Here is a 20181-nt window from a genome sequence, read left to right on the forward strand (position 1 = left end):
TCATGATTCGGTCGCGAGGATTCCAGCCTTTTCGCACCACTCGCGCAAGGGGGCGAGGTCGGGATGGGCGAGCGCCCGTTCCAGATTGCGCAGGGTGCGCGGCATGTGGCGCATATAGGCCGGCTTGCCGTCGCGCTGCATCAGCCGCACCCAGAGGCCGACGAGCTTGCAGTTGCGCTGCGCAGCCATGACGTGCCAGTCGCGCAGGAAACGGTCCCGGTTAAAGCCGGGCTCCGCAGCCCGCAGCGACAGGTAATGGTCGAGCACGCTTTCCGCCACGCCCTCCGGCATGTCGACGCGCGCATCCTGCACCAGCGAGGCGACGTCATAGGCCGAGGGGCCGATCATCGCATCCTGGAAATCGATGATGCCGACCCGGTCGGTGCCGGTCGCTTCCGGCCGCCAGATGATGTTCGGCGAGTGGAAGTCGCGCAGCAGCAGATTGTGCTCGGCGGCGGCAAGGCTGTCGATCAGTCCGTCCCACAGGGCGACATAGCCACGGCGCTCGTCCTCGCTTGCCGGCGTGCCACGCTTGTAGGGCAGGTACCAGTCGGTGAGAAGGCTCACCTCGATCTGCATGGCGTCGCGGTCGAAGTCCGGCACGCGGTGCACGATGTCGCCGGCGACGGGAAGGTCCCGCTCAGCGGCCTCCCCGTGCAGATGCGCAAGGCAGGCGGCGCTTTCGCGGTAGCGCTCGGCGATCGGCACCCCGTTTTCGTCGAGCACGCCTGCGCTGCCGAGGTCCTCGATCAGGATGATGCCTTGCTCGATATCCATCGCATGGATGGCCGGGGCGCGCAGGCCGCGGGCGACGAGATAGCGGCCGACGGCGATGAAGGGTTTCACGTCCTCGGCGATATGGGCGATCTGCTGGTAGTATTTGCCATGGGCAAGGATCGGCCCCGGCGCGTGGCGCGGCGAATCCATCAGCACCAAACGCGCGCCGCCGGCATCGACATGCTCATAGGCACGCACCGAGGCGTCGCCCGTCAGGTGGCGGCGCACCGCATTTCGGTAGCCGGCTTCGTCGAGAAAGGCGCGGATCGCCAGCGAGCGGCGAATGCGCGCCAGCGCCGGTGCCGGGGCGTCGATGGTGACGCGCCGCCCGTCCCCCTCATGCAGGAAGGTGAGCGTGATGCCGTCCGCCGGCAGCGCGCCAAAACCCTTTTCCGGCCATTCGACAAGGCAGATGCCGTCGGAGAGCGCTTCGTCGAAGCCGAGTTCGTCGATCTCCGCGGCATCGGCGATGCGGTAGAGGTCGAAATGGGCGACGGGGATGCGCAGGTCGTAGCTCTGAACCAGCGTGAAGGTCGGGCTCGGCACTTCGAGATCGGCGTCGCCGGCGATCGCCCGGATCAGCGCGCGGGAAAAGGTCGATTTGCCGGCGCCGAGATCGCCCGACAGCGCGACATAGTCGCCGCGCTTCAGACCGAGCGCCATGTCCTCGCCGAAGCGGATGGTGGCGGCTTCGTCGGGAAGGAAGAGGTCGAGCGCCATCCGGGCCTATTCCGCCGCGGCGAAGGAGGTCATCGTCGCAGACGGGATGCGGCAGGTGACATCCGTGCCGCGCCCCTCGCGGCTGTCGATGGTGACGGTGCCGTGGTGCAGGCTGACGAAGCTCTCGACGATCGAGAGGCCGAGGCCCGCGCCGCCGCGCCGGCCATGGCTTTCGAAGCGATCGAACACCGTCTTCAGCACGTCCTGCGGAATGCCGGGCCCGCGGTCGGAAACGGTGAAGACGAGGTCGGCGCCCTCGCGCCAGCACTTGAGGCCGATCGAGCTGCCTTCCGGCGCGAAATTCGCGGCATTGCTCAAAAGCTTGATGAGGATCTGCTTGAGGCGCTGCTGGTCGGCGACGATGGTGCCGAGATTGTCGGGGGCGGTGATCTCCAGCGTCACCTGCGCCTCGTGCAGCCGGTCGGCGAACTGCATGGAGACGTCGTCGAGCAGGTCTGTCAGGTTGATCTCGCTGTAGTCGAGCTCCATGATGCCGGCATCGACGGTGGCAAGGTCGAGGATGTCGTTGACGATGGTCAGCAGCACCGCCGATGATGTCGCGATATGGTCGACATATTCGGCCTGCCGCTCGTTGAGCTCGCCCATGGTCGGCGTCTTCAGGAGATCGGCGAAACCGATGATGTTGGTCAGCGGCGAGCGCAGCTCGTAGGAGACGTGCTGGACGAAATCGTTCTTCAGCGCATCGGCCTTGCGCAGCGCCTCGTTCTTTTCGGTGAGGGCCCGGCTGACGCGCACGCTGTCGGTGATGTTGACGAAGGTCAGCATCGTCTGGGCGTTGGAAAGCGGGATGACGGCGAAGTCGAGCACCAGGCCGGTGCGCAGCTCCAGCACCCCCTGGCAGGAGGGGCGCTCGTCGTCGAAGCTGGTGATGATATGGGCGAAGCGCTTCCAGCCGTCCGGCTTGTCGTAGGACGGCGCGCAGGCCTGCTCGATGGCGCGGATATGGGTGCCGGATTTCGCCTCGGCCTCGCTGATGCCCCAGAGCGCGCGGAAGGCCGGGTTGGAGAGGCGGATGCGCCCGTCCGGGCTGAACACGGCGACGCCCTCGGCGAGGTGGTCGATCGTCTCGTCCTGCACCTGCACCAGCGTGTTGTAGCGCGTTTCGAGATCGACCTTTTCCGTCAGGTTCTCAAAGACCCAGGTCGCGCCGCCCTGCGGGCGTGCGGTGGCGAAGACGCGCAGCGTCTGGCCGTTCGGCAGGTGCCAGAGGTCGGTCTGCGTGTCGATGGCGCGGTAGACGGAAAGCGCGTTGTCCTTCCACTGTTTCCAGTTGAGCTGTTCCGGCAGCTTTCCGCCGGCGCGAAGGCGGTCGAGCAGTTCGCCATTGCCGGGCTTGCCTTCGAGGAAAGCCGTGTCGATCTCCCACATGCGCTGGAAGGCCTGGTTGTAGAACTGCAGCCGCTGCTCGCCGTCGAAGATGGCAACGGGCGTCGCGAGATGATCGAGCGTCTCGGCATGGCTCTTCAGCGTGCGCACCAGTTCCTCGCGCACCGCCTCGATATCGGAGACATTGACGGCGATGCCGGCAGAGCCCGTCGGGCTGCGCGCATCGACGACGTCGAAGAAGCTGCGGTTGCCGTGCACGACGGTGGAGACCTTGTCGCGGAACGGCGCGTCATAGGTGCTGGCGGCGCGGATCTTTTCGCGCGCGATGGTGGGGAGAAGCTCGCGGCCCTCGGTGACGGCGGCGGCGGCATCCCTGGCCTCGACGGCCTCGGCATAGGCCTCGTTCACCCAGGCAAGCGAGCCGTCGGCGGCGCGCTGCCAGACGGGCAGGTCGATCTGGTCGAGCAGGCCCTGCAGCGTGGTGAGCGCCTGGACCAGCCGGTCGCGCTCCAGCCTGAGCTCGGCGGCTTCCGCGCGCAGATTGTTCAGCGCCACGAAGCGCACGAAGGCCTGGCCGCCGGAAACGCGGCCCTGCGCTTCCAGCACTTCCTCGCGGCTCGTTTCGAGGATCAGGTCGAAACTCTGCGCCTGTGAGCGCAGCCGCTCCACGGCGCGCTCGATCTCGGCGGCGGAGGTGGGCTTCAGCCAGCGGCCGAAGGCGAGGAAATCGCGATCGGCCTGCGGCGCGCCGGTCTCCGCCGGCAGCTGGCCCAGAAATTCCGGCTTCTCCGAAAGGCCGTCCCAGACGACGATGCGCCGGTCCTTGTCGCCGATCAGTGCCTGCAGGCGGGAAACGTTGTGGCGGGCGTCGGAAAGATGCGCCTTCAGTTCGCGGCTTTCCGCCTCCATGCGGCCGCGCTGGCGGATCATCCAGATCGCCGAGACCATCGCTGCCGACATCACGCCAAGCAGCATGGAAACGGTGACGATCTCCGTGGTGGCGAGATAGGGGCCGGCGGCGTGCGCCGGGCCGGCAAGGGCCGTCAGCGCCGAGCCGGCCGACAGTGCCGATACGAGACGACGCCTGCCGCCCGTAAACCATTCGTTAACCATAAATTTATTCTGCGCAAGCGAATGCGCCCTGTTCCGCTCCGGCACGGCAAAAGCCTGCCCGGAACGGCCTCGTTTTCTGTCCGCCATCATCCCCGGTATGTCTCCGTCCGTTTGCCGCCTGATCGACAAGACATCCCAATCCGGCGCGAAGGGTCCGCATCTGCACGCCGAATCAATGCTTTAAACGATACTTGTTTCCAGAATCGTCGGGAAGGGACGCGCCCAAAAAAGAAGCTGCGCGCCTTGTCAAGCGCGCAGCCCCTAGATGTTGTGGATAACCCGGGTAAGGATCAGTATCTGTAGTGTTCGGCCTTGAACGGACCCTGGGTCGTCACGCCGATATAGCCGGCCTGCTCATCGGAGAGTTCCGTCAGGCGCGCGCCGAGCTTGGCAAGGTGCAGGCGGGCGACCTTCTCGTCGAGCTGCTTCGGCAGCACGTAGACCTCGTTCTTGTAGATCTCGCCCTTGGTGAAGAGCTCGATCTGGGCGAGGACCTGGTTGGAGAAGGAGGCGGACATCACGAAGGACGGGTGGCCGGTGGCGTTGCCGAGGTTCAAGAGGCGGCCTTCCGACAGAAGGATCATGCGGTTGCCCTTCGGGAACTCGATCATGTCGACCTGCGGCTTGATGTTGGTCCACTTGAGGTTCTTGAGCGAGGCGACCTGGATCTCGTTGTCGAAGTGGCCGATATTGCCGACGATCGCCATGTCCTTCATCTCGCGCATATGCTCGAGGCGGATGACGTCCTTGTTGCCGGTGGTGGTGATGAAGATGTCGGCGGTGGAGACGACGTCTTCGAGCTGCACGACCTCGAAGCCGTCCATGGCGGCCTGGAGAGCGCAGATCGGGTCGATTTCCGTCACCTTCACGCGCGCGCCGGCGCCGCGCAGCGAGGCGGCGGAGCCCTTGCCCACGTCGCCATAGCCGCAGACCACGGCGACCTTGCCGGCCATCATGACGTCGGTGCCGCGGCGGATGCCGTCGACCAGCGATTCCTTGCAGCCGTACTTGTTGTCGAACTTCGACTTGGTGACCGAGTCGTTGACGTTGATCGCCGGGAAGGGCAGCAGGCCCTTCTGCTGGAGTTGGTAGAGACGGTTGACGCCGGTGGTGGTCTCTTCGGTCACGCCCCTGATGGCGTCGCGCTGCTTGGTGAACCAGCCCGGGGAGGCGGCGAGGCGCTTCTTGATCTGCGCGAAGAGGATTTCCTCTTCTTCCGAGCCGGGGTTCACCAGCACGTTCTCGCCGGCTTCGGCGCGCGCGCCGAGCAGGATGTACATGGTGGCGTCGCCGCCGTCGTCGAGGATCATGTTGGAGAAGCCGCCATCGGCCCACTGGAAGATCTTGTCGGTGTATTCCCAGTAGTCGGTGAGCGTCTCACCCTTCACGGCATAGACCGGGATGCCGGCGGCGGCGATCGCGGCGGCGGCGTGGTCCTGCGTGGAGAAGATGTTGCACGAGGCCCAACGCACGTCCGCGCCGAGCGCGACCAGCGTCTCGATGAGCACGGCGGTCTGGATCGTCATGTGCAGCGAGCCGGTGATGCGTGCGCCCTTCAGCGGCTTGGACGCACCGAATTCTTCGCGGCAGGCCATCAGGCCCGGCATTTCCGTTTCGGCGATCTGAATTTCCTTGCGGCCGAAATCGGCGAGCGCGATGTCGGCAACGTGGTAGTCCTGCGTGGTGGTCATGGGGTCTCCAGCCTTTTGGCACGTGCGTCGTGAAGATGCCTGCGCACATGCGTGGAACGAACAGATCCTGTTCGTGATGGCGCTTCCTATCAGGAAACGCTGGCTGGAGCAACAGGATATAAAGAAGTCTTTATATCCTTATATCGACACGTGGCCTACATTTCTTCGCCGAAACGATCGGCCACCAACGCATCGAGCGCATCGAGCACCTCGCGGGCCTGGGCGCCGACCGCCGTCACCAGCACGGAACAGCCGGGGCTGGCGGCGAGCATCATCAGCCCCATGATCGAGGTACCGCCCACAGTCATGCCGTCCTTGGAGACGGTGACCTCGGCGTCGTAGCCGTCGACCGTCTGGACGAATTTCGCCGAGGCGCGGGCGTGCAGGCCGCGCTTGTTGATGATGAGGAGCTCTTTCGAGACGGTCATGGAGGGCGGAGAACCTTATTTGCCGCTCAAGACGCGGCTTGCCACGTTGATATATTTGCGGCCGGCCTCGGAGGCGTCGATCAGCGCCTTCTCCATGTTGTTCTCGCTGCGGATGCCGGCAAGCTTGATCAGCATGGGAAGGTTCACGCCGGCGATCACCTCGATGCCGTCGCCGCTCATCACGGAAATGGCGAGGTTCGAGGGGGTGCCGCCGAACATGTCGGTGAGGATGATGACGCCATGGCCCTGGTCGGCCTTCATCACCGCTTCCAGGATATCCTGGCGGCGCTGGTCCATGTCGTCCTCGGGGCCGATGCAGACGGTCTCGATCGCCTTTTGCGGACCAACGACATGTTCAAGGGCGTGCCGGAATTCCTCCGCAAGCTTGCCATGGGTGACAAGCACCAGTCCGATCATCAGCAGTCGCTCCAGTTTCCCAACTCAAACGGACGGCGGAATACCGCAATGCAGCAATTTCGTCCACCGTTGGGGTGGCCATCATGTCAATGAAAAGACCAAGTGCAAGCCCAAAATGCCCGATTCCGCTTTTTGACGGGGCTTTTGGGGTCAACTCTTCAGGATTTCCGGGTGAATTGCGGCCAAGGTCGAAAAAGCGCCCACGCCGGGCAAGAGCGGCAGCCGGGTAAGCGGCAGCAAGAACGACGGCAGGACCGCGACGGTTTCCCCTTCCGGCGGCAGGCGCTCGGCGAAAGGCGGTTCGATCGGCCGGATCGCCCGGGTCAGAACGGCCGCTTCGATCGTCCCCACCGGCACGATCCCGGCCCCGCGGATCTCCGCCAGGCCGGCGATGCTTTTGGGTGCACGCGCGATGAGCCGGCCGTTCGCTTCGGTGATGAAAACCTGGTCATCGCTGATCAGGGCGGCGAAAAGGCCGCGAGCGCGGGCCTCCTCGATGCAGTGGAGCGCGACGGCGCTTTTTCCGGTGCCGGAAGGACCGACGAACAGAAGCCCCGTCGTGCCGATGACGATGGCGGTGGCATGGAGGTTGACGGGCGCTGCGTTCGGCATGCCCCTCATCCCGCTGCCGCGACATTCTCCCCGCAGGCGGGGAGAAGGGGGGTGCTGCCTGGGCTTCCCAAGACAATGACCCTTGTCGTGAAAGGAAAATTCCGCCTCTTGCCCCTTCTCCCCGCACGCGGGGAGAAGGTCGCGGCAGCGGGATGAGGGGCGGCTCTCCCCGCAGGTCTCGTCTTTGCCTGCGAAACCCCGCTCATTTCTGGTTGCCGGTCGGCAGCGACAGCGTGAAGCGGGCGCCGGCCAGTTCCCCGGTCGCCTTGTCGACGATGTTGTCGGCCTTCAGCGTGCCGCCATGCGCCTCGGCGATCTGCCGCGAGATGGAAAGGCCGAGGCCGGAATTCTGGCCGAAATCCTCGGTGGCGGGGCGGTCCGTGTAGAACCGCTCGAAGATGCGGTCGATGTTTTCCGCCTGGATGCCGGGGCCGTTGTCCTCGACCTGGATGATGCAGCGGTCGTTCCGCCCGCGCGACAGGCGCACGACGATGCGCCCGCCGGGATCCGGCACGAAGGAGCGGGCATTCTCGATGAGGTTGGTGACGATCTGGCCTATGCGCAGCTCGTAGCCCGATATCTCGAATTTCGCCTTCGGATTGTCCTTGCGGTCCACCACGAAATCGAGGGTGACCGGCTTCTTGCGCGTGTTGACCTGGCGGGAAATGTCGATGAGGTCGCCGAGCAGCTTTTCGAGGTCGACGGTGCGGGCATCGCTGCGGGCAAGCTCGGCATCGAGACGGGACGCATCCGAGATGTCGCTGATCAGGCGGTCGAGCCGGCGCACGTCGTGCTGGATGATGTCGAGGAGGCGCTTCTTCGATTCGTCCGTGCGCGCGAGCGGCAGCGTCTCGACGGCGCTGCGCAGCGAGGTCAACGGGTTCTTCAGCTCGTGGCTGACATCGGCGGCAAAGCTCTCGATCGCGTCGATGCGGTCGTAGAGCGCGTTGGTCATCTGGCGCAGCGCAATGGAAAGGTTACCGATCTCGTCCTGGCGCACCGAGAAGTCGGGGATTTCCTCGCGCTCCTTCGCCCCGCGCCGCACGCGGATCGCCGCCGCCGCAAGCCGGCGCAGCGGATTGGCGATGGTGCTGGAGAGCAGCAGCGACAGCGCGATGTTGACGAGGCCGGCAACGCCCGCGACGCGCATGATGGCAAGCCGCTCGGCATGGACGATCTTGTCGATGTCGCCCGCCTGGGTGGAGAGCAGCAAGACGCCGAGCACGGCGCGAAACCGCTGCACGGGCACGGCGACCGAGACGATCAGCTCGCCCTTGTCGTTGACGCGCACGACCGCGCCGCGCACGCCGGTCAGCGCGTTCATCACTTCCGGATAGATCGAGCCGTCGCCGCCGGGCGCTTCCTTGTACTGCGGCAGGTTGCTCGGCTGGAGGATGCGGTTGAACCAGACGTTCATGCGCTCGATGAGGCTGGTGCTCTCCGGCTCCACTGGCGGCAGGTCGAAGCGCAGCACCTGGCCCTGCGTGTAGAGGTGCCGCGAATCGAGCAGCAGGTTGGCGTCCGTGTCATAGATGCGCGCGCGGGTGCGGGTCGGCGAGATCAGCCTTCTCAGCACGGGCGCGACGCGCTCCGGATTGATCGGGAATTCGAGGTCCTCGTCGTTCGGCAGCGGCGTGATGCTCTGGCCGGCCTGCAGTTCCAGCAGCTTTTCCGGGTCGATGGTGATCGAGTTGGTGTCGACGGAGGCGGAGGCGGAGATCGCGCCGGCGATGATCTCGCCCTGGGTCAGGAGGCTCTCGACGCGTGCATCGATCAGCCCCTCGCGGAACTGGTTGAGATAGAGGATGCCCGCGACGAGCACGACGAGCGCGACGAGGTTGAAGAACAGGATGCGGCGCGTCAGGCTCGAAAAGACGGCGTTGCCGAAGATGCGCCGGGCGAGCGTGAAGGGATGGGTCCAGCGGCGGCGCAGGGATCGCGGCGCGGGCCGGCCCTCGACGTCTTCCCCATCCTTTTCCGGCCCGTCTTTTTCCGACATTGTCTGCAACAAGCGGCTTCATCCTTCATGCCGGCGGCATGGTGCCGCCTGACCGCGGCATGCCATCGCCGCCGCGGTCCATGCAAGCGAAATCGCGTTATGCGGTCTCGCGGAACCGGTAGCCGACGCCGTAGAGCGTTTCGATCATGTCGAAGTCGGTGTCGACCATCTTGAACTTCTTGCGCAGCCGCTTGATGTGGCTGTCGATGGTGCGGTCGTCGACATAGACCTGCTCGTCATAGGCCGCGTCCATCAGCGAATCGCGGCTCTTCACCACGCCGGGGCGCTGCGCCAGCGAATGCAGGATGAGGAATTCGGTCACGGTCAACGTCACCGGCTCGCCCTTCCAGGTGCAGGTATGGCGCTCCTGGTCCATGACGAGCTGGCCGCGCTCCAGCGAGCGGGCCGCCACTTCCCCGGCCTTCGCCGTGCTGCCGGCGGCCCCGGCGGAGGCGGCGGCCTCGCGGCTCGAGGCCCGGCGCAGGATCGCCTTGACGCGCTCGACCAGCAGGCGCTGCGAGAACGGCTTGGTGATGAAGTCGTCCGCGCCCATCTTCAGGCCGAACAGTTCGTCGATCTCCTCGTCCTTCGAGGTGAGGAAGATGACGGGGATATCGGATTTCTGGCGCAGCCGGCGCAGCAGTTCCATACCGTCCATGCGCGGCATCTTGATGTCGAAGATCGCAAGATGCGGCGGACGGGCAAGAAGGCCGTCGAGCGCCGAGGCGCCGTCCGTATAGGTCTCCACCTTGTAGCCTTCGGCCTCCAGAGCGATCGACACGGATGTCAGAATATTCCGGTCGTCGTCAACGAGTGCGATCGTCTGCATCCTGCTAGTCTCCATATTCATCGGCGCCTTTCCCGACCTCGGATCGTTTCCTGTCCTGGATGTGATGCGCCTTCCTGGGGGTAAAGGTGGAACAAATTGTGGCGAAGATAAAGGGAGACGTTTCGGGCCGGCCGGCCGAGTCATTTTTAAATCGATTATTCAAACGATTAAAAAAGTCACATAATTGTTTAAATCGATTAATTAATTGATATCATTGCCTAATTTCTATTTTCCTCTTGTCTTTGTGACAGCCGCGCATTAGGTTCCCGCAAAATTCACACCAGTCTTGTCGCCTTGGAGGAAAACTGGACCATGCAGGAACTTGGCGTTCGCAACCCCGCTCAGGGGCTCACCGCGATGGGTATCCACACCGACGGCACGGTCCGGTACAACTTTGCAGCAGAGGCTCTCTATGAAGAGGCCCTCGGTCGCGGCGAAGCGGTCAAGACGGCCCATGGCGCCCTTCGCGCCCTCACCGGCCAGCACACCGGCCGCTCGCCCAAGGACAAGTTCGTCGTGCGCGACGAAAACACCGAGGGCGCCATCTGGTGGGACAACAACAAGGCCGTCTCGCGCGAGCATTTCGATGTGCTGCACGCCGACATGCTGGCCCATGCGGCCGGCCGCGACCTCTTCGTGCAGGATCTCGTCGGTGGCGCCGATGCCGATTACGCCCTGCCGACCCGCGTCGTCACGGAACTCGCCTGGCATTCGCTGTTCATCCGCAACCTGCTCATCCGCCCGGAAGAGAAGGATCTTGCGACCTTCGTGCCGAAGCTGACGATCATCGACCTGCCGACCTTCAAGGCCGATCCGGAGCGCCACGGCGCCCGCACGGAAACCATGATCGCCTGCGACCTGACGCGCGGCATCGTGCTGATCGCCGGCACTTTCTATGCCGGCGAGATGAAGAAGTCGGTCTTCACCGTGCTCAACTGGCTGCTGCCCTCGGAAAAGGTCATGCCGATGCACTGCTCGGCCAATGTCGGCCCGGATGGCGACGCGGCCGTGTTCTTCGGCCTCTCCGGCACCGGCAAGACGACCCTGTCGGCCGATCCGAACCGCACGCTGGTCGGCGACGACGAGCACGGCTGGGGCGAAAACGGCATCTTCAACTTCGAAGGCGGCTGCTACGCCAAGGCGATCCGCCTTTCGGCCGAGGCCGAGCCGGAGATCTACGCGACGACGCAGCGTTTCGGTTCCGTTCTGGAGAATGTTGTGCTCGACGCCAACGGCGTTCCGGATTTCAACGACGGCTCGCTGACGGAAAACACCCGCTGCGCCTATCCGCTGGATTTCATCCCGAATGCCAGCGAGACCGGCCGCGCGCCGCATCCCAAGACGATCATCATGCTGACGGCCGATGCCTTCGGCGTCATGCCGCCGATCGCCAAGCTGACGCCCGACCAGGCCATGTACCACTTCCTTTCCGGCTACACCGCCAAGGTCGCCGGCACGGAACGCGGCGTGACCGAGCCGGAAGCCACCTTCTCGACCTGCTTCGGCGCGCCCTTCATGCCGCGCCATCCGGCGGTCTACGGTAACCTTTTGAAGGAGCTGATTGCCGAGCACGGCGTCGATTGCTGGCTGGTCAACACCGGCTGGACGGGCGGCGCCTATGGCGAAGGCCGCCGCATGCCGATCAAGGCGACGCGCACCCTGCTCGCCAGCGCGCTGGACGGCTCCCTGAAGGACGCGCTCTTCCGCCGCGACGACAATTTCGGCTTCCAGGTCCCCGTTTCGGTGCCGGGTGTCGATACGAAGATCCTCGACCCGCGCTCGACCTGGGCCAACGGCGCTGCCTATGACAAGCAGGCCCGCAAGCTCGTCGACATGTTCATTGCGAACTTCGAGAAGTTCGAGGACCATGTGGACGGCGGCGTGCGCGATGCCGCGCCGGGCCTGAAGGTCGCTGCCGAATAAGGTGCATCGGCGATGATTCACGTGAAACCTGGCCCTTGAGGCCGGGTTTTTCGTCTGCGTTTTCGTCTTTGGCGGCGGCTTCCCGTTTTGCCCGGTGCCGGTTAAAACGGCCGGGAAAGGAATTTCCATGGCCAGCACCCCCCTCTACATCAAGAGTTCCATCACGATCGCCGGCTGGGAGCTGACCGAGCAGTTCGTGCTGGCGGGCGGTCCGGGCGGGCAGAACGTCAACAAGGTCTCGACGGCCGTGCAGCTCTTTTTCGACCTGCGCAACTCGCCCTCGCTCACCGATCGGGTGAAGGCCAATGCGGAAAGGCTGGCCGGCCGCAAGGTCTCCAAGGACGGCGTGCTGATGATCGAGGCGAACCGCTTCCGCAGCCAGGAGCGCAACCGGGAGGATGCGCGTGAACGGCTGAAGGAGCTGATCCTCAAGGCGGCCGAACCGCCGCCGCCGGTGCGCAAGAAGACGAAGCCGACGAAAGGTTCGGTCGAACGCCGGCTCAAGGAAAAGTCGGGCCGGTCGGACGTCAAGCGCATGCGGGCCAAGCCAGGCGGCGAATGATTGCCGCAACCCGGCCGTTTACCGATGAGCGTGAAACGGAATCTTTCCTTTGCGGAAGGGCTCTGCTTTAGTTCGGAAAACCAGGCAGGAAGACCAGGGAGGTAGCCATGGGTCTCTTCAGCTTCATCAAGACCGCCGGCAAGAAGCTCGGCATCGGTGGCGACGACGAAGCGCCGGAAGCGGCGGCGGTCAAGAAGGAGCTCGATTCCTTCGATCTCGGCACGCAGAATGTCGAAGTCTCCGTCGAGGGCGACAAATGCGTGCTGAAGGGTGTCGTGGCCGACCAGACGGCCTTCGAGAAGGCGGTGATCGCCGTCGGCAACACACTCGGCATTTCCAGGGTGGAGGCCGCCGACCTCAAGGTCGTGCCGGCCGATTCCGGCCTCAAGCCTGGCCAGGCCGACATGACCGCACTGGTTGAGGCCGCAGCGCCCGCACAGGCGCCGACCCTCTACACGGTCAAGAAGGGCGACAATCTCTGGAAGATCGCCGAATCCCACTACGGCAAGGGCAAGGGCGCCAGGCACATGCTGATCTTCGACGCCAACCGGCCGATGCTGTCCCATCCGGACAAGATCTATCCCGGCCAGGTGCTGCGCATCCCGGACCTGGCGGAAGCGTGAGCGCGCATGGCTGAGCGCGGTCTCGCCCCGGGGCTCCGCTATTTCCCCGGCCATTTCGACCGTCCGGCGCAGGAAGCCCTCGTCGCCGCCATCCGGCAGGTCGTGGCTGAAGCGCCGCTCTTTGTGCCGCGCATGCCGAGGACCGGCAAGCCGATGTCGGTGCGCATGACCAATTGCGGCCCGCTCGGCTGGGTGACGGACAAGGCGGGCGGCTACCGCTACCAGCCGGCCCATCCCGAGACCGGCCGTCCCTGGCCCGCCATTCCCGATGCGCTTCTTGCCCTGTGGAACGAGGCTTCCGGCTTCGAGAAGCCGCCGGAAGCCTGCCTCGTCAATTTCTACGATCCGGACGCCAGGATGGGCCTGCACCAGGACCGGGACGAGACCGAATTTGCCGCGCCCGTCGTGTCCGTCTCGCTGGGCGACCAGTGCCTGTTTCGTGTCGGCGGTGTTTCACGCAGCGATCCGACACGGTCGTTCCGCCTTGCGAGCGGCGACGTCTTCGTATTCGGCGGCGAAAGCCGGCTGATCTTTCACGGGGTCGACCGGATCTATCCGGGCACGTCGACGCTGTTGAAGAATGCCGGGCGCATCAACCTGACGCTTCGCCGGGTCAATCCGTAGCCGGCTTGGAGCAATTCCAGCAAAAGTGCGAAGCGGTTTTGCGTCCGGAATTGCGTTAAAACAGCTAGAGCTTGCGCAGCGCCACCGTCTCGATGAGGTGGTTCCGGCCCTTCTGCAGGATGAGGTCGGCGCGCGGGCGGGTCGGCAGGATGTTCTGGTGCAGGTTCTTCAGGTTGATGTTGCGCCAGAGGTTTTCCGCGATCGCAAGCGCTTCCTTTTCGCTGATCGTCGCGTAGCGATGGAAATAGGAATCCGGGTTGCGGAAGGCGGTTTCCCGAAGGCGCATGAAGCGCTCCACGTACCAGGCATGGATCAGCGTCTCCTCGGCGTCGATATAGATCGAGAAATCGAAGAAATCGGAGACCATCGGCACGATCTTGCCGTCCGCCGGCAGGTTGCGCGACTGCAGGACGTTGATGCCCTCGAAGATCAGGATGTCCGGCCGGTCGATGGTGCGGAAGGTGTTGGGCAGCACGTCATAGGTGAGGTGCGAATAGGTCGGTGCCTTGACGTCCTTCTTGCCGGCCTTGATGGCCGAGAGGAAGCGCAGCAGCGCGCCGATGTCGTAGCTTTCCGGGAACCCCTTGCGCTCCATCAGGTTCTCGCGCTGGAGCACGGCGTTCGGATAGAGGAAGCCGTCGGTCGTCACGAGGTCGACCTTGGGGCTGGACGGCCAGCGCGACAGCAGTTCCATCAGGATGCGCGCCGTGGTGGACTTGCCGACCGCGACCGAGCCGGCGATGCCGATGACATAGGGCGTCTTCGCCTCGTCCGAGAGGCTGAGGAAGCGCTTGCGCTGCTCGAAGAGCATCTGCGAGGATTCGACATGGGCCGACAGCAGACGCGACAGCGACAGATAGATGCGCCTGACCTCGTTGAGATCGATCGGGTCGCCCAGCGAGCGCAGCCGCTGCACCTCGTCGGCGGTCAGCGTCAGCGGCGTATCGGCGCGGAAGCGCGCCCATTCGTCTGCCGGGAAGAAGCGGTAGGGAGAATAGTCGTGATTGCCGAAATCGTCCGGAATATCCGTCTGGTTCTTGTCGCGCACTGCCTGGATCATCAACTCTTCCGGCTGGCCTTCTCCGCTAGGCCGGACTGGCTTGTCCGCCGCTCCAGCTCCCCCATGACATCTTGTAACGGGACGCCGCCGATTTTCAATACGACGATCAGATGATAGAGCAAATCGGCCGTTTCGCTCGTCAAGGCGGCCTTTTCGCCCTCGATCGCGGCGATAACGGTCTCGACGGCCTCTTCTCCGAGCTTTTTTGCCGCTTTCTGCTGTCCGGCGGCAACGAGCTTCGCCGTCCAGCTTTCCGACGGATCGGCCGCGGCGCGGGCGTCGACGATACGTTCGAGATCGGCAAGGGTGAAGGTGCTCATGTGCCTCTCCTCAGTCGAGCCGCATGGCGATGCCATGCTCGGCCATGTAGCGCTTGGCTTCGCCGACGGTGTAGGTGCCGAAGTGGAAGATGGAGGCGGCGAGCACCGCCGTCGCATGCCCGTCGCGCACGCCCTCGACGAGGTGGTCGAGCGTGCCGACGCCGCCCGAGGCGATGACCGGCACGCAGACGCGGTCGGCGATGGTGCGGGTCAGCGCGATGTCGTAGCCGCCCTTCTGGCCGTCGCGGTCCATCGAGGTGAGCAGCAGTTCGCCCGCGCCGCGCTCCACCATCTTTTCCGCGAAGGCGACGGCGTCGATGCCGGTCGGCTTGCGGCCGCCATGGGTGAAGATCTCCCAGCGGTCTTCCTCGCCTTCCTGCGAAACCTTCTTCGAATCGATCGAGACGACGATGCACTGGTTGCCGAACTTGTCGGCGGCTTCCGCCACGAAATCCGGATTGGCGACGGCGGCCGAGTTGATCGACACCTTGTCGGCCCCGGCAAGCAGCAGCTTGCGGATATCGGCGACCGAGCGCACGCCGCCGCCGACGGTGAGCGGCATGAAGCAATGGTCGGCGGTGCGGGCCACGACGTCGAAGATCGTGTCGCGGTTGTCGGAGGAGGCGGTGATGTCGAGGAAGCAGAGTTCGTCGGCCCCGGCGGCGTCATAGGCCTTTGCCGATTCCACCGGATCGCCGGCATCGACCAGATTGACGAAGCTGACGCCCTTGACGACACGGCCGTCCTTCACGTCGAGGCAGGGGATGACGCGGGCCTTGAGAGTCAAAGGACGGCCTCCTTCTTTTTGCTTTGCGCGTCCTCGCCGCGCTGCGGCGGCGGGCGTCGGGGGTCGTCCTTCACGTCGAGGGAGGGGATGACACGGGCTTTGTGGGTCATATTGTATCTGCTACTCTCGCGCTGATTGTAGTGGGCCAGGCGAATGTTTAGTGACTACATTGTCTACATCGACGAAAGTGGGGATCACAATCTCGCGCAAATATCCCCGCACTATCCGATATTTGTTTTGGCGTTCTGCATATTCGAAAAAGAAAGCTATGTCACACACACAGTGCCTAATTTTCAGCGATTGAAGTTCCGCTGGTTTGGCCATGATGCGGTGGTGTTTCATGAGCGCGAGATTCGGCAGCAGCAGGTGCCTTTCAAGTTTCTGCAGAATGAAGAAAAGCGCGCTCGATTCCACAGTGATGTGAACACGCTCATCAGCGAGTCGGAGTTCACTGTGATCGCAACGGTTATCAATAAAGAAAAATTGAACGGGCGATACAGGACGCCGGACAATCCTTATGAGATGAGTTTGCAGTTTTGCCTTGAACGTCTCCACCGCTTCCTCATCGAAAAAGGACAGGCCGAACGCACAACATACTGCATATTTGAGAGGCGGGGAAAAAAGGAAGACGCTTCGATAGAACTGGAGTTTCGCCGAATCTGTGATGGCGGAAACTTTAAGGGAATAAAGATCAACTGCCTTGATATCCAGTTTCTGGATAAAGCGGCGAATTCAAGCGGACTTCAGATTTCTGATTTGATCGCCCGCCCGATTGGGTTGGCCGAACTGCGCCCAAATCAGCCGAACCGGGCCTATGACATCATCCAGCGTAAGTTTCGCAGAAGTGCAACAGGGCTGGTGAAAGGCTACGGGCTCAAAACATTTCCCTGAAAGCGAAAGGCCTCGGATAAACCGAGGCCAGACGCCGACTGGGAACAACCCCCTGTCCATTTAATCTAAATATAGTCGAACAAACTGCGAACGTCAAGGTTATATTGACAAACGCGAAAAAACGAGTCCTACGAATCACTTAGCCAATCTGGCGTTGCGGATCATGGCGAGCGCTTCCGCGGGATCGATGCGCCCGTCATAGAGCGCCCGGCCGGAAATCGCGCCTTCGAGCTTGCGGGCGTCGGGGGCGACGAGGCGGCGGATGTCGTCCATCGAGGCAAGGCCCCCGGAGGCGATGACGGGGATGGCGACGGCGTCGGCGAGTTCCAGCGTCGAGGTCCAGTTGATGCCGGTCAGGATGCCGTCGCGGTCGATGTCGGTGTAGATGATCGCGGCGACGCCGGCGCCCTCGAATTTCCTGGCAAGCTCGATGACGCCGAGTTCGGATGCCTCCGCCCAGCCCTCGACGGCCACCTTGCCGCCCTTGGCGTCGATGCCGACGGCGACCTTGCCGGGGAATTTTTTGCAGGCCTCGATGACCAGCGCCGGATCGCGCACGGCGACCGTGCCGAGGATGACGCGGGAAAGCCCGCGCGACAGCCAGCTTTCGATATGGTCGAGCGTGCGGATGCCGCCGCCGAGCTGCACGGGGTTCTTCGTCGCCTTGAGGATGGCGTCGACGGCGGCGCCGTTGACGCTTTCCCCCGCGAAGGCGCCGTTGAGATCGACGACGTGCAGCCATTCGAAGCCCTGGTCCTCGAAGGCTTTCGCCTGGGCGGCCGGATCGGGATTGTAGACGGTGGCCTGGTCCATATCGCCGAGTTTCAGGCGAACGCACTGGCCGTCTTTCAGGTCGATGGCGGGAAAGAGGATCATGTCAGGGCTCGTATATGGAAGATACGCACAAAAAGTGAACAGATTCCGTGTGAAAACCCGGAAGTTGCTATGGACTCTTCTTCTTGCAATCCATAGGAGTCGGAGTCGTCAACACAAAAAGCCGGGATTCCGGCCCGGCTTTTTGCGCCCGTAGCAGTTGAGATGCCAAGGGAAATAGGACTTTTACCTACAGTCGGCAAAGAGCACATGGCCTTTCCGGCGTCAAATGAAATCCTTTGATGGCTGGCATCTCGTTTAGCTCCCAAGAGGTAAAACGAATGGCATATTTTAGTGACCCGCAAGCAAAGGATATCTGGAAAGCTCGCTGGCTTGGCGAAGGAGTTCAGGCTCTTGTTGAACGCTATCGCCAGAGTCCTTTTCGATTCTACGAAGTATGGACAGAAGAGCGCAACCAAGGAACGCGTTTGAAAGCATTTGACGAGTTCAAACGCGAGCATCCTGATAAAGCCGCAATAGTGGATGCTTCTCCGCACAAGCCCAAGCGTCGAGTAACGACCCGGACGATTGTTAATGATGGCCAACACGAGCTGCTCCTCTAAGGCTTCCATCTAAGAAAGTTCGTAATGAGGGAAAGGCCGAGCGCCTGGCTCTTTTCCGGATGGAACTGTGCGCCGGCCTTGTTGCCGCTCGCGACGAAGGCGGTCATCGGGCCGCCATAGTCGACGGTCGCGACCACGTCGTCCGGGTTTTCGGCGGCGAGGTGGTAGGAGTGCACGAAATAGGCGTGCAGCGTCTCCGGGATGCCCTCGAAGAGCGGGTGCGCGTATCGGCGGGTGAGCGTGTTCCAGCCGATCTGCGGGATCTTCAGCGCCGGATCGTCCGGCGTCATCCGGACGACGTCGCCGCTGATCCAGCCGAGGCCTTCCGTGATGGTCTTTTCGAGGCCGCGCGAGGACATGAGCTGCATGCCGACGCAGATGCCGAGAAAGGGCCGGGCCTTCGCCTCGACGATGTCGCGCAGCGCCTCGACCATGCCGGGCACGGCGTCGAGGCCGCGGCGGCAGTCGGCATAGGCGCCGACGCCGGGCAGCACGATGCGGTCGGCGGCGGCGACGCGCTCGGCCTTGTCGGTGAGGTCGATTTCGGCGGCAATGCCGGCCTCGCGGGCGGCGCGCTCGAAGGCCTTGGTGGCCGAGCGCAGGTTGCCCGAGCCGTAGTCGATGATTGCAACGCGCATTCTCAGCGTCCTTCCTTGAAACCGACGAGGCCGAGCATGGGAGCGTGCCGGCGCGGGGAGGTTTCGGAGGCCGGCAGGAGGACGCTTTCACGCGGTTCTGCCTCGCCGGCTGGGGTTTGCATGTAATAGATCTCCTCGGCGGTGGCGCGGTCGTCGGCCGTGATCACCGCATCGACCGTCCAGCCGCGGCGCGTGAGGCCGGCGACGACCATCGAGGGGCCTTCGAGCGCGACGAGGAGATTGGTGGCAAGGCAGATGCCGAGGCCGGCAAGGCCGAAGAGCGGATGATCGGCGACGGCCGAGCCGAGCGACTGCACGGCGAAGGCGAGCGCGGCGGCGAGCCAGGCGCGATGCCAGAGCAGCCAGAGGACCGGCAGGAAGAGCGCGATCCAGGAAAAGCGGTCCCGGATGATCCGGGCTTTTTCGTCTCCGGACGCAGCGCCCGGCGGTATCAGAACGAGGAATGTGGCCATGACGGCCTCCAGCTATTATTTCCTATGCAATCCCGGATGCAAAACCGCTGCACACTTCTGCTGGAATTGCTTCAGGCCAGCGAACCCTTCGTCGAGGGAACGCGGCCCGCCTGGCGGGGATCGATCTCGGTCGCGGTGCGCAACACGCGCGCGACGGCCTTGAAGCACGTCTCCGAGATATGATGGTTGTTCGCGCCGTAGATGTTCTGGATATGCAGCGTGATGCCGGCGTGCTGGGCGAGCGCGTTGAAGAACTCGCGCACCAGCTCGGTGTCGAAGCTGCCGATCTTCGGGGCGGAGAAGGCGACGTTCCAGACGAGGAAGGGCCGGCCCGACACGTCCACGGCGGCGCGGGTCATCGTCTCGTCCATGGCAAGGTCGAGCGAGGCGTAGCGCGTGATGCCGCGCCGGTCGCCGAGCGCCTTGGCGATGGCCTGGCCGATGGCGATGCCGGTGTCTTCCACGGTATGGTGGTCGTCGACATGGAGGTCGCCCTCGGTCTTGATGTCCATGTCGATGAGCGAATGGCGCGACAGCTGGTCGAGCATATGATCGAAGAAACCGACGCCGGTCGAAATGCTCGACGTGCCGGTGCCGTCGATATTGACGGTGACGGCGACGGAGGTCTCGTTCGTCTTGCGCGAAACGCTGGCAGTGCGGCTCATTGCTGTCTCCGGTAGAGTGTCGCCGCTCCTTAACAGGGCTCTTCACAAAAGGCCAGTCTTTCGAGGGTTTCCGGCGCAAGGGGGAACGGCCCGCGCGGTGCGCCGCCGGGGTGATGGAACGTCGTTGTTTTCGCAATTCCGACCCAAACCGCTTCGCGCTTTTGCCGGAATTGCCCTCGTCCGGAGAACCGCGCGAAAGCGTTGCCTCTGGAAATGGGTATGGTGCGGCTTCGCTTTCGCGCGGCC

21 protein-coding genes are annotated in these 20181 nt (G+C 63.7%); 6 read left to right on the forward strand and 15 right to left on the reverse strand.

Translation table 11 applies throughout. The features are described 5' to 3' along the window. From tsaE to MUU56_RS29210, 8 genes are all read right to left on the reverse strand, one after another. Nucleotides 1-1497: a tRNA (adenosine(37)-N6)-threonylcarbamoyltransferase complex ATPase subunit type 1 TsaE gene (tsaE, locus tag MUU56_RS29175; RefSeq protein WP_244770786.1), complete on the reverse strand. Its 1497-nt coding sequence runs from the start codon at nucleotides 1495-1497 to the stop codon at nucleotides 1-3. Nucleotides 1498-1503: 6 nt separating this feature from the next. Then, entirely contained in the window at nucleotides 1504-3957 is a 2454-nt protein-coding gene (locus MUU56_RS29180; protein WP_244770787.1) for a PAS domain-containing sensor histidine kinase, read from the reverse strand. A gap of 290 nt (nucleotides 3958-4247) precedes the next feature. Continuing rightward, the gene (ahcY, locus tag MUU56_RS29185; RefSeq protein ID WP_244770788.1) at nucleotides 4248-5648 is read right to left on the reverse strand and encodes an adenosylhomocysteinase; all 1401 of its coding nucleotides are present in this window, start codon (nucleotides 5646-5648) and stop codon (nucleotides 4248-4250) included. Between the two features lie 155 nt (nucleotides 5649-5803). Then, nucleotides 5804-6076 carry an HPr family phosphocarrier protein gene (locus MUU56_RS29190; RefSeq protein ID WP_064332007.1) on the reverse strand — a complete coding sequence of 91 codons (273 nt, stop codon included), beginning with the start codon at nucleotides 6074-6076 and terminating at the stop codon, nucleotides 5804-5806. A 15-nt stretch (nucleotides 6077-6091) separates the two neighbouring features. After that, nucleotides 6092-6493: a PTS sugar transporter subunit IIA gene (locus tag MUU56_RS29195; RefSeq protein WP_244770789.1), complete on the reverse strand. Its 402-nt coding sequence runs from the start codon at nucleotides 6491-6493 to the stop codon at nucleotides 6092-6094. 150 nt (nucleotides 6494-6643) lie between these two features. Further along, the gene (locus tag MUU56_RS29200; protein ID WP_244770790.1) at nucleotides 6644-7105 is read right to left on the reverse strand and encodes an HPr kinase/phosphorylase; all 462 of its coding nucleotides are present in this window, start codon (nucleotides 7103-7105) and stop codon (nucleotides 6644-6646) included. A 202-nt stretch (nucleotides 7106-7307) separates the two neighbouring features. Continuing rightward, nucleotides 7308-9104 carry a sensor histidine kinase gene (locus MUU56_RS29205; protein WP_244770821.1) on the reverse strand — a complete coding sequence of 599 codons (1797 nt, stop codon included), beginning with the start codon at nucleotides 9102-9104 and terminating at the stop codon, nucleotides 7308-7310. A gap of 97 nt (nucleotides 9105-9201) precedes the next feature. Next, a complete protein-coding gene (locus MUU56_RS29210) occupies nucleotides 9202-9933 on the reverse strand; it encodes a response regulator transcription factor (RefSeq protein WP_064332010.1) in 732 nt (243 codons plus the stop codon). 312 nt (nucleotides 9934-10245) lie between these two features. On the opposite strand from MUU56_RS29210, the gene MUU56_RS29215 reads away from it, so the two are divergent. The 4 genes from MUU56_RS29215 (at nucleotide 10246) to MUU56_RS29230 (ending at nucleotide 13665) form a co-directional block, all read left to right on the forward strand. Further along, the gene (locus MUU56_RS29215) at nucleotides 10246-11856 is read left to right on the forward strand and encodes a phosphoenolpyruvate carboxykinase (RefSeq protein WP_244770791.1); all 1611 of its coding nucleotides are present in this window, start codon (nucleotides 10246-10248) and stop codon (nucleotides 11854-11856) included. Nucleotides 11857-11983: 127 nt separating this feature from the next. After that, nucleotides 11984-12418 (forward strand): alternative ribosome rescue aminoacyl-tRNA hydrolase ArfB, encoded by a 435-nt coding sequence (gene arfB, locus MUU56_RS29220; protein WP_244770792.1) that lies wholly within the window; start codon nucleotides 11984-11986, stop codon nucleotides 12416-12418. Between the two features lie 107 nt (nucleotides 12419-12525). Continuing rightward, on the forward strand, nucleotides 12526-13041 hold the full coding sequence (gene lysM / locus MUU56_RS29225; protein ID WP_244770793.1) for a peptidoglycan-binding protein LysM: 516 nt from the start codon (nucleotides 12526-12528) through the stop codon (nucleotides 13039-13041). Nucleotides 13042-13047: 6 nt separating this feature from the next. Beyond that, nucleotides 13048-13665 carry an alpha-ketoglutarate-dependent dioxygenase AlkB family protein gene (locus MUU56_RS29230; RefSeq protein ID WP_244770794.1) on the forward strand — a complete coding sequence of 206 codons (618 nt, stop codon included), beginning with the start codon at nucleotides 13048-13050 and terminating at the stop codon, nucleotides 13663-13665. Nucleotides 13666-13729: 64 nt separating this feature from the next. Here the strand turns inward: MUU56_RS29230 and coaA are convergent, their stop codons facing one another. From coaA to hisF, 3 genes are read right to left on the reverse strand one after another with little or no spacing between them, the layout of a single operon-like run. After that, nucleotides 13730-14725 carry a type I pantothenate kinase gene (coaA, locus tag MUU56_RS29235; protein WP_244770795.1) on the reverse strand — a complete coding sequence of 332 codons (996 nt, stop codon included), beginning with the start codon at nucleotides 14723-14725 and terminating at the stop codon, nucleotides 13730-13732. After that, nucleotides 14725-15045 carry a phosphoribosyl-ATP diphosphatase gene (locus MUU56_RS29240; RefSeq protein ID WP_244770796.1) on the reverse strand — a complete coding sequence of 107 codons (321 nt, stop codon included), beginning with the start codon at nucleotides 15043-15045 and terminating at the stop codon, nucleotides 14725-14727. The genes coaA and MUU56_RS29240 overlap by 1 nt, the downstream gene beginning before the upstream one ends. 10 nt (nucleotides 15046-15055) lie before the next feature. Next, nucleotides 15056-15832, reverse strand: coding sequence for an imidazole glycerol phosphate synthase subunit HisF (gene hisF / locus MUU56_RS29245; RefSeq protein ID WP_244770797.1), 777 nt, complete (start codon nucleotides 15830-15832; stop codon nucleotides 15056-15058). A gap of 153 nt (nucleotides 15833-15985) precedes the next feature. On the opposite strand from hisF, the gene MUU56_RS29250 reads away from it, so the two are divergent. Next, the gene (locus MUU56_RS29250) at nucleotides 15986-16723 is read left to right on the forward strand and encodes a DUF3800 domain-containing protein (protein ID WP_244770798.1); all 738 of its coding nucleotides are present in this window, start codon (nucleotides 15986-15988) and stop codon (nucleotides 16721-16723) included. A 135-nt stretch (nucleotides 16724-16858) separates the two neighbouring features. On the opposite strand, the gene hisA is transcribed toward MUU56_RS29250, so the two are convergent. Beyond that, nucleotides 16859-17599 (reverse strand): 1-(5-phosphoribosyl)-5-[(5-phosphoribosylamino)methylideneamino]imidazole-4-carboxamide isomerase, encoded by a 741-nt coding sequence (hisA, locus tag MUU56_RS29255; RefSeq protein WP_244770799.1) that lies wholly within the window; start codon nucleotides 17597-17599, stop codon nucleotides 16859-16861. Nucleotides 17600-17838: 239 nt separating this feature from the next. Here hisA and MUU56_RS29260 point away from each other — a divergent pair, with 239 nt between their 5' ends. Next, the gene (locus MUU56_RS29260) at nucleotides 17839-18159 is read left to right on the forward strand and encodes a hypothetical protein (protein ID WP_244770800.1); all 321 of its coding nucleotides are present in this window, start codon (nucleotides 17839-17841) and stop codon (nucleotides 18157-18159) included. Here MUU56_RS29260 and hisH read toward each other — a convergent pair. The 3 genes from hisH to hisB form a co-directional block, all read right to left on the reverse strand. Beyond that, nucleotides 18156-18797, reverse strand: coding sequence for an imidazole glycerol phosphate synthase subunit HisH (hisH, locus tag MUU56_RS29265; protein WP_244770801.1), 642 nt, complete (start codon nucleotides 18795-18797; stop codon nucleotides 18156-18158). The genes MUU56_RS29260 and hisH overlap by 4 nt on opposite strands. Nucleotides 18798-18799: 2 nt before the next feature. After that, nucleotides 18800-19270, reverse strand: a complete 471-nt coding sequence (locus MUU56_RS29270) for a DUF2628 domain-containing protein (RefSeq protein WP_244770802.1) — start codon at nucleotides 19268-19270, stop codon at nucleotides 18800-18802. A gap of 71 nt (nucleotides 19271-19341) precedes the next feature. Continuing rightward, nucleotides 19342-19935 (reverse strand): imidazoleglycerol-phosphate dehydratase HisB, encoded by a 594-nt coding sequence (gene hisB, locus MUU56_RS29275; RefSeq protein ID WP_244770803.1) that lies wholly within the window; start codon nucleotides 19933-19935, stop codon nucleotides 19342-19344. Nucleotides 19936-20181 lie beyond the last annotated feature (246 nt).

The sequence above is a fragment of the Shinella yambaruensis genome (assembly GCF_022899355.1).
Classification (GTDB): Bacteria; Pseudomonadota; Alphaproteobacteria; order Rhizobiales; family Rhizobiaceae; genus Shinella; species Shinella yambaruensis.